This is a genomic window from Peribacillus folii (genome assembly GCF_030271255.1).
Classification (GTDB): Bacteria; Bacillota; Bacilli; order Bacillales; family DSM-1321; genus Peribacillus.
Genome location: NZ_JASJOM010000019.1, coordinates 1 through 14,373 on the forward strand (window position 1 = coordinate 1; position 14,373 = coordinate 14,373).

A 14,373-nucleotide genomic window follows, 5' to 3' on the forward strand; every position below is an offset into this window, starting at 1 on the left:
GAGCCTTCGCATGAAGGCTTCCTTAAAACCCCAATATTCATCTAGCTTTCACAGCCCGGCCCTTTCCTAGCGGGAACCGCTTCTTCTCAGTAGTATCCACCTGGGTGATCTCCCCATCGTGCACCGTTATGATCACGGATCCATATTGCAGATCCTCCAAGCTTGAAATGATATGCCTGATTTTCGATTCTTCTTTCTTTTCCATATTATCTCCCCTTTACTGGTAATTAAGCTTCGTGTCATAGCTAATGTCAAAAGAGATCGGCCCCTGTTTTTTGAGGAATGCGGCCAGCTATCCATGAACAAAAATAATCCTTCGAAGGATTTCGGGATCCCTTTGCTTGCCTTTACATAAAAAAAGCACCCAGCATCCAATTTATTAGATGTAAGGGTGCCTTTAGTTGACTAATCGGCAATATTAAAGGGAAAAACCACATGGGAAAAGCAAAAGCGTATTATTCTTACCAACAAACTTGGTATTTAATAATATAATCCAATCTCTTCCTTTTGTCAATCATGCAGTAAAAAATACTCTGAATAATCTGCCTTTTATATTTTACTTATTTACCACTTTACCAAACTAAACTATTTACGATATACTATTTTAGTATAAGTAGTCGGCGCAACAAACACATCTCGCATTCAAGAAAGGTTCGATTATAAATGGTTAATAAAAAATGGGGTTTACTGATTTTGACCACTTTCGTAGTTGGAAATATGGTCGGCGGCGGGATCTTCATGCTACCTGCCCAATTAGCACAGGTATCCAGTCCGTTAGGGGCGACATTGGCTTGGGGCGTTACAGGACTGGGGGTATTTTTAATAGCGCTTGTTTTTGGCAACCTGGCTGTCCGGAAACCGGAATTGAAGGCAGGCCCTCAAAGCTATGCCCAATCATTGTTCAAGTCTCCTGCAAAAGGGAGGATTTCAGGTTATAGCATGGCTTGGGGATATTGGGCGGCGAATTGGGCTGCGACAGCTTCCGTCATCATTTCATTTGCTGGATACCTATCGACGTTTTTCCCAGTGATGCACAGTACGAAAGTGATTTATACAGCAGGTTCGTTTCAACTCGAGCTTGGTAAAGCACTGACGTTTGCCGTATGTACAATCGTCCTTTGGGGAATTCAGGCAATCCTTGTCAGAAGCTTTAACAGCGCCGGTAAAATGAATCTTATTGCTACCGTCACGAAAGTGCTTGGATTCTTGTTCTTCATCATCATCACGATATTCATCTTTGATTCTTCCAATCTCGGAAATGGCGGAGAATTTTATGATAAAGCTGGTACATCAATTTCTTTAGGAGCTCAAGTTAACGCTGCTGCGATTTCGGCATTATGGGCCTTCATTGGGATTGAAGCAGCCGTCATGCTATCAAATCGCGCGAAATCTCAAACGGATGTAAAAAAAGCGACAATCATCGGTTTGCTGATCGCCGTTTCCATTTATATCGGCATCACTTTATTGACGATGGGTGCCATTTCACAAGAGGAACTGAAGGTTTCACAAAAGCCGCTCGTTGACGCATTGCAATCCGTAGTTGGCTCAAGCGGCACCTATTTGATGGCCGCTCTTGCCGTCATCTCGCTATTCGGCTCAACCATCGGATGGATTGTCGTTGCATCTGAAGTTCCATACCAAGCAGCAAAATCCAATCTTTTCCCAGCCTACTTCGGAAAAGCGAACAAAAATGGCACGCCGGTACGATCCATGACAATAACGAATGTCATGACACAGATTTTCTTATTCTCCACCATTTCGGGTACGATTTTGGAAGCTTATAAGTTCTCCATGATCGTCGCAACACTTGCCTACCTGATTCCTTATCTTGCATCGGTCCTATATCAATTGAAGTTGGTCTTGACTGGGGAAACGTATGACATCATGAAGGGATCAAGGGTCCGCGACGGTGTCATCACCATCCTTGCATTAGTATACTCCATTTGGGTCATCAAGACAGGCACAGCCGATATGCATACATTCATACTCGGCATCGCCCTTTATGTCCTTGGACTGCTGCTATATCCGTTATGGATGAAAAAGAAAGCATAAACAAGAAACACCCTGGCAGCTGCCAGGGTGTTTCTTTATATCTCCTTCAAAATCAGTTTCGTTTTCAACAAAATCGTTTCCCCTGATCCCAGCTCCCTCATCCCCGTGTAGTCAGCCGGCAAAGAAAGATTGGGTGCATTCGTTACCCAAGTGTAGGGTTCAGGGCACACGAACCCCTCCTGATTGAATAATACCCAAAACTTATAATGCTGGTCGCCCTGATAGATGACCTGTACGCCGGCCTCTTGATCGGTAAGCACGCATTCGTTTTTCAGATTGCCTTCCTCGTCATAGCCAAATATATCATCAAACAGCCTTCCTTCCAGACAAAGTCCATCTTGGATTTCTTTTTTAAGGGCCGATTCGCGGATTTCCCCAGTGGGCAAAGACCGTTCATTCAATTCCCAATGCTCGTGAACTGGCAGCGATATGCGGCAATTCGCGAGTTGGCTATCTGCTCCAAAAGGAAAATTGAATACCGTGTGATATCCTGCCCCCCACGGAAAGGATTCAAGACCGTTATTAAGGATTTTCAATTGTAACTCCAAGGTATCATCTATTAAAATAAACGACATATTGACGATGATATCTTGCGGAAAGCTCTTTTTAAGAAGAGGAAAATCCCGGCTTGAAAATTCCGTCTTGATGACGATTCTATTCCCGGATACCTCCCTTTTGATGACATTCCATGGCCTGTTATGTACAAAACCGTGAATGTGATTCGATTTTTCCCTTTCATTGATTGGGAATTTGTATGTTATGTCCTTATAAGTAAATTGGCCATCTTCGATTCGGTTCGGCGGAAATAAAATGGGCATCCCGTATAATATCGGGAGTTTTTTATAATCACCTGAACAACCGGGGGTCCGAAGTACCTCAATATCCTTATCCTTAAACTTTAATGAAAGAAGATTGCTTCCCAATGACGGTACAAGTATCGCTTCCATATGATCATTGCCGAATTTTAGGGCCTGTTCCTTTATGAAAGTCATATCTTCTATATAACTTGCCACAAACTCTCCTCCTTTTGGCTTTCACATATTTCCATCGTACTTCCACCAGCCTTTTTTTGCAACAAATGGCACGTGAACCTATTAGACCTTCTGACACTTGAAAGAAACATGAACAGCAAGGGAAATCCATCAGTCAACCAATCTCGTTTTTTCTGGACAAACAAAAAAAGGATGCCTTTGCGGCACCCTTTACTTATCGATTGCTTTCACTTACCATGGCCACTATTCCTTCTTCATCATCCAGCACAAGTTCGATTCCGGAATAGGGATCTTTATTCATATATTCATCAAGCCATAGGCGAAGTGCTTCTATCAAATTGATCGTAATTAACACCTGCTTACGGCCATCGACAAATGCTTCCGCCGAAAAGCCATAATCATCATCATACATCAATTCCACCTCTACCTCATTTGGCTGTACTTGCTTTTTACGAGCAATGTATACGCAAACGGCATTGATGATATCTTGTTCAGAAATCTTTAGCCTCTCCATGGATTAGGATCCTCTTTCTTCTTCTTATCTTTGAAATAAGTGAATATTTTTCGGATGACAACGACTAAAGCAATGATCGCTAATACGTTAACCATTAGACCAAGGATCGAACCAAGTGCTCCCATATTGGCAAATAGGCCACCAAACAGCAAGCCGGCCAATCCTCCAAGCATGATTCCCTTCATTAAACCGCCTTTAGCAAAAGAACTTCCCGTATTCGTTTTTGCTTTATTGGTGGTAGTGGCATCCGATTTATTCGTTTGTTTATTTTGGAAATTCGAATTATTATTATTGTTGCTATTGAAGCTTCTTTTTCCGGATTTGTAGCCTCTTGCATCTACTGACTCCGCGTGGTCCTGGAATACATAGGCACCTAGTGGCGAGAATGCTAGTGAAATCGTAAGTAATGCAGCCATTAATTTTTTCATCATTGTTTTTTGCCTCCGTTTAGTAGTATGAAATGTTGATTCCTTATATGTTTTCCCAGATTTACTGAACGTCCACATCACCCATCCTTGTTTTATCTTATAGTATTTACGTTCCATATCAAAATAAGTTTCATTTTTTTTGATATTTTATTTAAAAAAATAAAAAAATAAGCAGGTGAGCCTCAGCCCCCCTGCTTATTGAAGAATCTTTAGTTTACACGTACGACACGGCCGTTGAATTTATCTGCCCAATATCCGCTGTACATATTGGCAATTGCAACACCTGTAGAACTTTGAGAACCGATGAACTTGCCCCCGCCGACATAAATACCGACATGGCCATCCGTTTTATACGTATTGAAGAATACTAAATCCCCAGGTTGCATTTGGCTTTTAGAAACTTGAGTTCCCGCGCTGGTCAATGCTCCCGTACTTGCTGGAAGATTCACACCCGCTTGTTTATATGCCCATGCAACGAACGCCGAACAGTCGAATCGGCCGTTGGCAATATCGGATGCCGTTCTTCCGCCACCGAATTTATAAGTCGAGTTACCGATATATTTATAGCCTGCTGTAATGGCAGAACCTGTATTTGCACTGCTTGGCTTGCTAACTTTTTCTGTTTTGCTGGCAGCTGGCTTGCTCGCTGCTGGCTTACTGGCTTCAGGTTTGTCAGCAGAGCTGCTTTTGGATGAATTGGAAGAAGCAGAAGTAGATTCATTAGAAGAACCTGATGACACCTCTTCACCTTTAGAAGATTCATCACTAGAAGACTTCGAAGTATTCACTTCTTGTGCAGCACGATCAAGATCTGCTTTTTCTGCTGCTTTACGCTCTTCTTCTTTTTTGATATTTTCACGAATCGAAGCAATTTGCGCTTCCAAGCCAGCATCTTTATTCTCTAAAGATTGTTTTAGGGCTTCTGCTTCCGATTCTTTCTTTTCACTCTTTTCCTTCATTTCGACCATTTCCGCTTTTTGGTCTTCAATTTGGGCTTGCATGCCTTTAAGTTCTACTTCCATATCCTTAAGATTTTGCAACTTTTTCTCTACAGAACCTTGTTTTTTCTCAAGGTCAGCTTTGTCTGCTTCCTGCTCGCTAAGAATTTGCTGGTCAGCTTCCACGATCGTTGCCACCGCTCCAACACGATTGACGAATTCTCCAAAGCTTTTCGATCCTAAAACGACTTCCAGGTAATCAACGTCCCCGCCGCTTTCTTGGAATGAAACGGCACGTTCTTTCAAGACTTCCTCACGTTTAGCGATTCTATCTTCCAAAGCTTTGATCTCTTTCTTTAAAGAATCTATCGCTTTTTCCGTATCTTTGATTTCCTGTTTAGTTTCGTTAATCTTTTCGTCATTTTCCTTCATTGACGTTTCAATCTGGGCAATTTGGGAATTCATTTTGGATTGCTCTTGTTTCAATTCCTTGATGACTTGCTCTGCTCCAGATATGTCTGATTGTATTCCTGTGCGTTGTGATTGGATGTCTGAGATGGACTCTGCCTTCACTGACGGTATTGCAAAAGCGCTTCCTAAACCGAGCATAATGGTCGTGTTCAATACGATAAGTTTTTTCTTCAAGCTCATTTCCCCTGCTTTCCTCCCCGTGCATTTCCATCGACCCACTTCTTTTTCTCTATGAAAAAAATCAGCCAAGTTAAATTGCTGGGAACTCTTCTCTATTTTTTTTACTCATTATGTATTTTTCTAGGGTTGTAACAATATGAAATATATTTCTGAAACGATACTATGTTTTTACCTAAGTCGTAGTATATCATCACATTTTGTCAAATGCGTAATAACAATATTACAATTACATTTCATTTTTAACATAAAACGTGAAAATTCGACTTTTTGACGTGATAAAACGTCCATTATTTTACAAAGCATGGCATGGATATGGATGCAAGACTATATATCTACTTTTTATACCCAAGGTACCAGCGACCATTGGCGGGTGGAAGCCAGCTTTTCATTTTCCATTTTGTCTGCGGATATACGGAGATGAAAACCTATTGCCTGCACTCTATTTGTTTAAGATTATCAGTATGAAACGTGAGCTGCGAAGCACTGGTCACACGCATATAGAGGGCGGTGGGTCCTGATGCCCTTGCATAGAACTGATCACCGATTGAGAAGGCAGGAAAAGCGAATCCCGTCTGCAGCTGCCGCATACAAATCAAAAAGGCTTCGGAAGGGGCAAGCTTTCCGAAACCTCCGTTTGTCGCCCTTAGCTTAAATCCCAGCCATATAGTCGACAAAGACTCTCAATTCTTTCGGCCTGACAAACACTCTTTCTCCTTTCTTTAATTCAAGCAGAGTATATTGTTCTTTGGTCAGTTCGATTTCAAGCGGTTCGTTCGTATCCTGGCGGATTACCTCGATGCGGACGATAGCTCCCAGCGAATGAATATGGTCAATGTTGGAGGCTATCGAATCATTCCCAGACGCTTCTCTTTCGATAATGAAATTATGGGCCCTCACATACCCTGTACTCACGCCATCTTCACTGTCAGGAGCATTCATTTCCACATTCCCGCTTACTAATTTGCCTTGTTGGACGTTACCCTTGAAAAGATTGACACTGCCAAGAAAATCATAAACAAATGGATTTATCGGATGGTCATACACTTCTTCCGGAGTTCCGACCTGTTCAATTTTCCCTTCATTCATGATGACCACACGATCGGCAACATCCATCGCTTCTTCTTGATCATGCGTCACGAACACACTCGTCACATTGAATTCATCATGAAGCCTTCTTAACCAACGCCTGAGCTCTTTGCGTACTTTGGCATCCAATGCCCCAAATGGTTCATCCAGCAAAAGAATGTTCGGCTCGACTGCAAGCGCCCTTGCCAAGGCTACACGCTGGCGCTGTCCTCCGGATAATTGGGACGGATAGCGCTCCTTGTATCCTTCCAGCTTGACAAGCTGAAGCAATTCGATCACTTTTTGTTCAATCTCTTTTTTACTTGGTCTTATTTTTCTTGGGCGGACCTTTAATCCATATGCAATATTATCAAATATGGTCATATTGCGAAAAAGGGCATAATGCTGGAAGACGAAACCAACATTGCGATCCTTGACATGCTTATGTGTGTAGTTTTCTTCATTGAATAAGATATTGCCGTTCTCTGCCTGCTCAAGCCCTGCAATGATTCGCAGTAACGATGTTTTCCCAGATCCGGAAGGGCCAAGAAGGGCGATGAGTTCCCCGCTCTCAATTTCCAAATTGATGTTTGTAAGAGCTTGATATGATCCGTAATATTTTGTAATGTTTTCAACGATGATACTCATGTCTTCCCTCCTAGCTCGCTTTTGTCGATTTAAAGTCCGTTTTCCATTCTATGATGCTTTTGATGATCAAGGTGATGATGGCAAAGATGGACATCATGGAGGCAACGGCAAACGCAGCTGAAAATTGATATTCATTGTATAAGATTTCTATATGAAGCGGCATCGTGTTGGTCATTCCCCTTATATGCCCGGATACGACCGATACCGCCCCGAATTCCCCTATCGTCCTTGCATTGCAAAGGATGACGCCATATAAAAGTCCCCATTTGATATTAGGGAGCGTTACATACCAAAACGTCTTGAAACCTCCTGCTCCAAGTGTCAGTGATGCCTCTTCTTCGGAAGTTCCCTGGCTCTGCATGAGCGGGATCAATTCACGCGCAATGAATGGGAAAGTGATGAAAATGGAGGCGATGACAATTCCAGGTATCGAGAAAATCACTTTCAAGCCAAGCGATTGCAGCACCGTACCAAGTGCCCCATGTAAGCCAAACAAAAGGACAAAAATCAAACCGGCGATGACAGGCGAAACTGAAAAAGGTAAATCTATCAGGGTTATTAAGAAGTTTTTTCCCCTAAAATCATATTTGGTTATCGTCCACGCAGCCACTACCCCAAATACGGCATTCAGGGGCACCGTGATGAGGACAACGATCAAAGTCAATTTGATTGCCGCCAATGAATCGGGATGGGCTATAGCCGCCAGGTAAGCATCTGCCCCTTTTTCAAACGCCTTTACAAAAATGGCGATCAAGGGGACGACTAAAAATAAAGTCAAAAATAGCAAAACGATGGAAATGAGGATCCACTGTATCAATTTTGGCTCTTTTGTCGCATTTTTCGTCATGATGACTGGTCCGTTCGTCTTTGCAACAACTGTATGATCTTGTTCCATTATGTCCCCTCCTACTTCCCTGAATATCTTTTCCCTGTCCACCATTGCAGGACATTAATGGTGAACAAGATCAGAAATGTAATGACGAGCATGACTGCCGCTACCGCTGTGGCACCTTCATAATCATACTGTTCAAGCTTTGTCATGATGATCAACGGTGAGATCTCCGTTTTAAATGGCATGTTCCCGGCAATGAAGACGACCGATCCATACTCTCCCAGCGCCCTTGCAAATGAAAGTGCAAAGCCAGTCAATATGGCTGGTATCAATTCGGGAAAGATTATTTTTATGAATGTTTGCATGCGATTCGCCCCGAGGGAAGCCGAGGCCTCTTCCATCCCCTTTTCAATATTTTCAAGCACCGGCTGTACCATCCTGACCACGAATGGAAGACCGATGAATATGAGGGCAATGATGATGCCCACAGGGGTAAATGCGATTTTAAAGCTGAAAAATTGGCCAATCCAGCCATTCGGTGAATACAAGGTGGTCAATGTTATCCCTGCGACTGCAGTCGGCAGGGCAAAAGGCAAATCAACCAATCCATCGATGATCCGTTTGCCGGGGAAAGAATAGCGAGTGAGCACCCAGGCAATTAAAACACCAAAAACCGCGTTCACGAAGGCCGCAGTTAACGCTGTCATAAAACTCAATTTATATGAGGCGATTACCCTTGGTTCTGTTATGGTCGACCAGAACTCCGGCAATCCCATAGAAAACGTATTTAGAAAAACCATCGATAACGGAATCAAAACGATGATGGTAAGGTACATCAATGTAAAACCCATCGTCAATCCAAAACCGGGTATGGTCCTTTTATTCTTCCGTTTTCCTTCTGTCATTATTGTCATCGTTTCGCCCCAGTTCCTTCATATGGATTATGAGGGAGAGGTGTGAATATGCACCTTCTCCCTCATGGCTTATTTGGGTTGGTAAATTTCGTCGAATGTGCCGCCATCGTTGAAATGTGTCTCTTGGGCTTTTTTCCACCCGCCAAACTTGCCATCAACCGTCACCATATCGATTTTGGCAAATTGGTCTTGATATTTCTCGAGAACCTTCTCATCCCTAGGACGATAGAAGTTCTTCGCGGCAATTTCCTGCCCCTCATCCGTGTATAGGTATTTCAGATAAGCTTCAGCCACTTTCTTGGTTCCTTTTTTCTTGACCACCTCATCGACAACGGCAACTGGAGGCTCTGCTAAAATACTGAGGGAAGGATTGACGATTTCATATTTGTCATCACCGAACTCCTTGAGTGTTAAATAAGCTTCATTTTCCCAAGCAATCAGGACATCGCCGATTCCCCGTTCCACAAATGTGGTCGTTGCACCGCGTGCTCCCGAATCCAAAACCTCAACATTCTGATAAAGCTTCTTCATGAAATCCTTCACTTTTGCTTCGTCATTATCGTATTTCTTCTCGGCAAAGGCCCAGGCAGCCAAATAATTCCACCTTGCCCCTCCGCTAGTCTTTGGATTTGGCGTAATGACCGATACATCCTTCTTGATTAAGTCATCCCAATCTTTAATTCCTTTTGGGTTATCTTTTTTCACCAAAAACACGATCGTTGATGTATATGGCGTCGAGTTTTCCGGCAATCGTTTTTGCCAATCCTCCGCCAATAGGTTACTAGCTTCATGGATGGCATCAATATCATATGCAAGTGCCAATGTAACGACATCCGCCTCCAGCCCATCAATCACGGCCCTGCCTTGTTTACCGGAACCGCCATGAGATTGTTGAATCGTTACGTCCTGACCGGACTCTTCCTTCCAATGCTTCGCAAATGCCTCATTGAATTCCTGATACAATTCCCGTGTCGGATCATATGAAACATTCAATAGCTCAACCGATTTCGGTTTCCCGTCTCCCTCCGTTTTTTCCGCCGAATTACAACCAGCCAGTAAACCGAAGGCTAAAACTACACTTGACCACACCAGCAACTTTTTCATGGACTTCCCCCTAGTATTCGCTTTTAACAACAAAAAAGGCAAACCACCCCCTCAATCACTCTATTCAAGGAGATCGCATGCCTTCAGTTCTCTGATCAGCAAATATTCTGAATTTACGTATAACTACCATAAAGGAAAGTATACCAAGTTGTCAACTATGTTTTTATGCAAATAGGTGGAACTATAGTTTTTCAAATCCCTTTAATTTTTAATATGAGCAAAATGAAATGGACTAAGCACATGATCCAAACTATGGAAAATCAAATTTTATGTTCATCTTTACGCTAAGGGCACTGAACAGGTCATGTCCAAATATCATACACAAAAACGCCCTATAGGATGGAATTTCCTCAAAGTGTCCATCCCATAGGGTCCATATTATAAACAAAGCGAGCACATACATGTAAACGCATTTAAGGCATGTCATCTTTTTGATACAGCTTCTTATCCAAAATATATTGATAACATCGATCAGGCAGCAAATACCTTGGCTCTCCCCCCATGGCGAATTCATCCCTAATATAGGTAGAACTGATTTCCATCGAAAGACCTTTATCAATTAGATGGAAGGTATTTCCGTCATCATAATTCCTAAGCAGCGGACTTCTGGAAATGATCTTCAGCATGTCAATCCCATCACGTGCCATAACGATAAATTTATGATTGGCAATTAATTTTTCCCTGAATTTCCATCGCAAGTGTACGGGCTGATCCTGATTATCCATATCACCGAGTAAGTCGGCACCCATTATGAAATACAATTCGTCCATCGGATACCGGGATTTAAAGAATTCCATCGTATACCAAGTATATTGTTTACCTGTACCGGCACGTTCATTGATTTCATAATCACTCGCTTCGAATAGCGGATTATCCTCAATGGCCATCCGAAGCATTTCCCAACGATGCTCATTGCTCGTTTTCATCTGTTTATCGATACGCCCACTTGCACAAGGTAAGAAAATCACCTTGTCCAGCTTAGCACGGTGCGCAATCGTGGATGCTGTCCATAAATGGACATTTGTGACTGGATCGAAGGAAGAACCGTAAATTCCAATCTTGCCCATCCATTCATCTCCCCCTTTTTATCACTGCCTTGACCCATCAAATTGAAACCGTAAAAACGGGAACGTCCATCAAAGCTTACAACCTCGTTCATAGCAGCCAAGCCTTTATTGAGTCATACGATTCTTCTTCCTCCTCACCTTCTCTTGACTTTCATCATGAAGGTGTAAACAATGCAAAGAAAAATCAACCAAGGCACTCCAAACTGGAGAACGATTTTAAATGGCCCGGTGAACCAGGTGGATACCGTCAAAGCAAGCAAAAGCAAGGCGCCAAGCCATGTTAAATACGGAAAACCGTGCATTTTTACGGGTAATTTCCGGCCGCCAGATTTCTCCCAGCTCTTCCTGAAATACAAATGCGAGATGAACACCATGAACCAGGTCAAAATGGCGCCGAACATCGATATCCCCATCATGAAAGCATAAGAGGTTTCAGGAAGCAGGACCTTTACGCCAGCGGCGAGGAAAATGCCCAATGTGGAAATGAACAAGGCCCTTACCGGGACTCCATTTCGGCTCAATTTCCGAAAAAATGCCGGGGCCTGCCTTTGCTCGGATAAAGAAAATATCATCCTCGTGGAGGCATATAATTGACTATTCATGGCAGATAGTGCTGCCGTTAAAATGATAAAATTCATGATTCCCGATGCACCGGGAATATTGAGGATTTCCATCACCCTGACAAAGGGGCTTTTATCAATGCCGGCATCTTGCCATGGTACAATCATTAACATGATCCCGATCGTCAGTACATAAAAAGTGGCGAGTCTGAAGACAGTCGCCTTTAAAGCTTTCGGCACAGCAATATCAGGATCCTTTGCTTCTCCTGCCGTCACCGCAATCAGTTCCGTTCCTAAAAAACTGAAGAGGGAAATGAAAATGGCGACCCAAAGCCCCCAGAACCCAAATGGCAGAAACCCATCGTGATCGGTATAATTCCCCACGCCGATTCCGCTTGCGGGCTCGGCACCGATGACCACGTACGCTCCCAATAAAATGAAGATGACGATGGCACTTATTTTTATCATCGAAAACAGATATTCGAAGTTCCCGAATGCATTGACGCTTGTAGCATTAACATAAACCAGCAAGGCCGCAAAAAGGATAATCCAAATGCTTCCAGGCACATCCGGAAACCAATATTTCATATATACAGCAATGGCGCTCACTTCGACCCCAATTGCCAGGACATTCGCGATCCAATACGAATACCTCACAACAAAACCAGCAAACGGACTGATATACTTTTCGGCAATCGTTCCAAAGGAACCCGATGTTGGGTAGGCTACCGTCATTTCCGCCAAACAGCCCATCAAAAGAAGGACGATGAAGGCCCCGATTGCGTAGCTGATCAGGACACTGGGCCCTGCTGTCGATATCGCGAGGCCGCTGCCCAGGAATAAACCGGTGCCTATTGCACAGCCCATGGCAATCATGGTGATTTGGTTAGATGATAATTCACGACGCAGTTTATTCTTCTCCATATGTTGCTCCCATCTTAGACAATGATATCCCTTTGATTTACATGGTTTTTCGTATAAGCAAGGCCCAGCTGCTACCAGCCCTTGAAGAAATCTTCGCTTATCTCAATCTCTTTTTCCAGCAACCGTTGCGGAAGGATCCTACGTCCATCGGCATCGGTCATTTGCAGATTTCTTTACCTTCCCCTGCCAACTTTATCATTCCATTAGGATCTTTTTCAATATAATCTCTTTTATCAAAGATCATCGTGTAACGATTGGCTTCCTTGTATTTTGGCCAAATTTCCCCTTCTGGCGGATTGGGATCTCCATATTTCGCAAAATTAACCCAATGATCCCTTATCCTGTCTGAAGCCTTATGCGCTGTTGGCCTGAAACGATCGGAACGGATTCTCTTCACAAGTGTGGCACCTAAAGTCCGGAAGGTAAAAGGCCGGTTCAAGCCAGGCGTCGCTTTCCATTTGTCTAAGCGATTGATCTCCGTTTTATGATCACAGCGATACATCCATGTTTTTTCAATACGGCTGTATGCCTCCGCAAAACAAATGGAAGGGATATGGTACGTTCCATCACAGCCAATACCAAGCGTTTCCTTTTCAGAGAACGAACAGTAAGCCTTTGAAATCCACTCTTTCTCCTCTGGCTCCGTGTTTTCATGCATTTCCCCGACACTCCCAGCATTTGTCACATTGTAAAGGAAATCGGATTCGCCAAATAGTGGCGTATCGTCCCGACTTATTCCGATAAGCAATGGGATGCCTTCGGTGTTCCTCGAGATAATCGATTCCAGTGGATAATCAGGCCAAAAATCACCATCGACGATAGGCCCAAACGGCAGCAGAGAACCGGGGATGACTTGGGCATTCTCGTGTTGAAATTGCGAAGAGGCCGCTATGATGTCTGCAACTGGAATTGTTTTTAACCGGTGTATTTCATCCATTCCGATCCCCAAGATCTGAAGGAAACTTTCACTGACTTTCCGTGCGCTTCCTTTTCCGACTGCAAATGCCGGGGCAGGGCAATCGGCTATAGCCCTTTGAAATAGTCCTTTTGCGGATGGGACAGACAGTAAGGTCGTTACGGCACTCCCCCCGGACAATTCGCCGAAAATCGTTACATTTTCAGGGTCACCGCCAAAAACCTCTATATTTTCCTTGACCCATTTTAGGGATGCAACTTGGTCTCGTAAACCTAAATTGGTTTCGAATTCTTCAGACTCTCCAGCAAAATCCAAAAACCCCAGTGCCCCTATCCGGTAATTGATGCTTACAACGACAACATCTCCACTTTTCGCCAAGGACTGCCCGCTAAATCGAGCGGCGGTTCCAGCATCGGATATGTATGTCCCACCTGGTATCCACACCATGACGGGCCGCTTGTTATCATCAGCTCTCGGTGACCATATATTAAGAAACAAGCAATCCTCATCCATTTTCCCAATGCCTGCCCCTTTGCTTGGCTGAGGCGGAAAGGCGCCAAATTCCACTGCATCCAAAACACCGCTCCATTTCTCCACCGGCTCCGGTGAGCGGAAACGCAGGGCATCAATTGGCGCCTTTGCATACCTGACTCCGCGCCAAACGCATATATCATTCTCCATCGTACCCTGAAGGTGTCCTTTTGCCGTCGTTACGATTGATCCTATCATCCACTCTCACCTCTTTAAAAAAGTTTTGATTACTAAAGT

13 protein-coding genes are annotated in these 14,373 nt (G+C 43.6%); 1 reads left to right on the forward strand and 12 read right to left on the reverse strand.

The genetic code is table 11. The features are described 5' to 3' along the window. Positions 1-37: 37 nt before the first annotated feature. Positions 38-205: a YezD family protein gene (locus tag QNI08_RS21245; RefSeq protein ID WP_285769347.1), complete on the reverse strand. Its 168-nt coding sequence runs from the start codon at positions 203-205 to the stop codon at positions 38-40. A 458-nt stretch (positions 206-663) separates the two neighbouring features. Between QNI08_RS21245 and QNI08_RS21250 the strand changes: the two genes are divergently transcribed. Beyond that, entirely contained in the window at positions 664-2,052 is a 1,389-nt protein-coding gene (locus tag QNI08_RS21250; RefSeq protein WP_285769348.1) for an amino acid permease, read from the forward strand. Between the two features lie 35 nt (positions 2,053-2,087). Here QNI08_RS21250 and QNI08_RS21255 read toward each other — a convergent pair whose 3' ends face one another. The 11 genes from QNI08_RS21255 to QNI08_RS21305 all read right to left on the reverse strand — a co-directional run bounded on the left by QNI08_RS21255 (position 2,088) and on the right by QNI08_RS21305 (position 14,334). Continuing rightward, positions 2,088-3,065, reverse strand: a complete 978-nt coding sequence (locus QNI08_RS21255; RefSeq protein ID WP_285769349.1) for an aldose 1-epimerase — start codon at positions 3,063-3,065, stop codon at positions 2,088-2,090. A gap of 193 nt (positions 3,066-3,258) precedes the next feature. Then, on the reverse strand, positions 3,259-3,558 hold the full coding sequence (locus QNI08_RS21260; RefSeq protein ID WP_100533905.1) for a YxcD family protein: 300 nt from the start codon (positions 3,556-3,558) through the stop codon (positions 3,259-3,261). Then, entirely contained in the window at positions 3,546-3,986 is a 441-nt protein-coding gene (locus QNI08_RS21265) for a hypothetical protein (RefSeq protein WP_285769388.1), read from the reverse strand. The genes QNI08_RS21260 and QNI08_RS21265 overlap by 13 nt, the downstream gene beginning before the upstream one ends. 209 nt (positions 3,987-4,195) lie before the next feature. Beyond that, positions 4,196-5,575 carry a C40 family peptidase gene (locus QNI08_RS21270; protein WP_285769350.1) on the reverse strand — a complete coding sequence of 460 codons (1,380 nt, stop codon included), beginning with the start codon at positions 5,573-5,575 and terminating at the stop codon, positions 4,196-4,198. Positions 5,576-6,223: 648 nt separating this feature from the next. Further along, positions 6,224-7,288, reverse strand: a complete 1,065-nt coding sequence (locus QNI08_RS21275; RefSeq protein WP_285769351.1) for a sulfate/molybdate ABC transporter ATP-binding protein — start codon at positions 7,286-7,288, stop codon at positions 6,224-6,226. 10 nt (positions 7,289-7,298) lie between these two features. Further along, on the reverse strand, positions 7,299-8,183 hold the full coding sequence (cysW, locus tag QNI08_RS21280; protein WP_483313805.1) for a sulfate ABC transporter permease subunit CysW: 885 nt from the start codon (positions 8,181-8,183) through the stop codon (positions 7,299-7,301). Between the two features lie 11 nt (positions 8,184-8,194). Next, a complete protein-coding gene (gene cysT / locus QNI08_RS21285; RefSeq protein ID WP_285769352.1) occupies positions 8,195-9,034 on the reverse strand; it encodes a sulfate ABC transporter permease subunit CysT in 840 nt (279 codons plus the stop codon). Positions 9,035-9,103: 69 nt separating this feature from the next. After that, complete coding sequence (locus tag QNI08_RS21290) at positions 9,104-10,138, reverse strand: sulfate ABC transporter substrate-binding protein (protein WP_285769353.1); 1,035 nt, start codon at positions 10,136-10,138, stop codon at positions 9,104-9,106. A gap of 413 nt (positions 10,139-10,551) precedes the next feature. Further along, positions 10,552-11,205 (reverse strand): nicotinate (nicotinamide) nucleotide adenylyltransferase, encoded by a 654-nt coding sequence (gene nadD / locus QNI08_RS21295; RefSeq protein WP_285769354.1) that lies wholly within the window; start codon positions 11,203-11,205, stop codon positions 10,552-10,554. Between the two features lie 134 nt (positions 11,206-11,339). Beyond that, positions 11,340-12,689, reverse strand: a complete 1,350-nt coding sequence (locus tag QNI08_RS21300; protein ID WP_285769355.1) for an amino acid permease — start codon at positions 12,687-12,689, stop codon at positions 11,340-11,342. A gap of 157 nt (positions 12,690-12,846) precedes the next feature. Continuing rightward, a complete protein-coding gene (locus QNI08_RS21305) occupies positions 12,847-14,334 on the reverse strand; it encodes a carboxylesterase/lipase family protein (protein ID WP_285769356.1) in 1,488 nt (495 codons plus the stop codon). Positions 14,335-14,373 lie beyond the last annotated feature (39 nt).

Coding starts and splice junctions, on each gene's coding strand:
- QNI08_RS21270 (WP_285769350.1), bottom strand. CDS start 5,575: ATGAGCTTGAAGAAAAAACTTATCGTATTGAACACGACCATTATGCTC.
- QNI08_RS21250 (WP_285769348.1), top strand. CDS start 664: ATGGTTAATAAAAAATGGGGTTTACTGATTTTGACCACTTTCGTAGTT.
- QNI08_RS21290 (WP_285769353.1), bottom strand. CDS start 10,138: ATGAAAAAGTTGCTGGTGTGGTCAAGTGTAGTTTTAGCCTTCGGTTTA.
- QNI08_RS21245 (WP_285769347.1), bottom strand. CDS start 205: ATGGAAAAGAAAGAAGAATCGAAAATCAGGCATATCATTTCAAGCTTG.
- QNI08_RS21275 (WP_285769351.1), bottom strand. CDS start 7,288: ATGAGTATCATCGTTGAAAACATTACAAAATATTACGGATCATATCAA.
- nadD (WP_285769354.1), bottom strand. CDS start 11,205: ATGGGCAAGATTGGAATTTACGGTTCTTCCTTCGATCCAGTCACAAAT.
- QNI08_RS21305 (WP_285769356.1), bottom strand. CDS start 14,334: ATGATAGGATCAATCGTAACGACGGCAAAAGGACACCTTCAGGGTACG.
- QNI08_RS21265 (WP_285769388.1), bottom strand. CDS start 3,986: ATGAAAAAATTAATGGCTGCATTACTTACGATTTCACTAGCATTCTCG.
- cysW (WP_483313805.1), bottom strand. CDS start 8,183: ATGGAACAAGATCATACAGTTGTTGCAAAGACGAACGGACCAGTCATC.
- QNI08_RS21300 (WP_285769355.1), bottom strand. CDS start 12,689: ATGGAGAAGAATAAACTGCGTCGTGAATTATCATCTAACCAAATCACC.
- cysT (WP_285769352.1), bottom strand. CDS start 9,034: ATGACAATAATGACAGAAGGAAAACGGAAGAATAAAAGGACCATACCC.
- QNI08_RS21260 (WP_100533905.1), bottom strand. CDS start 3,558: ATGGAGAGGCTAAAGATTTCTGAACAAGATATCATCAATGCCGTTTGC.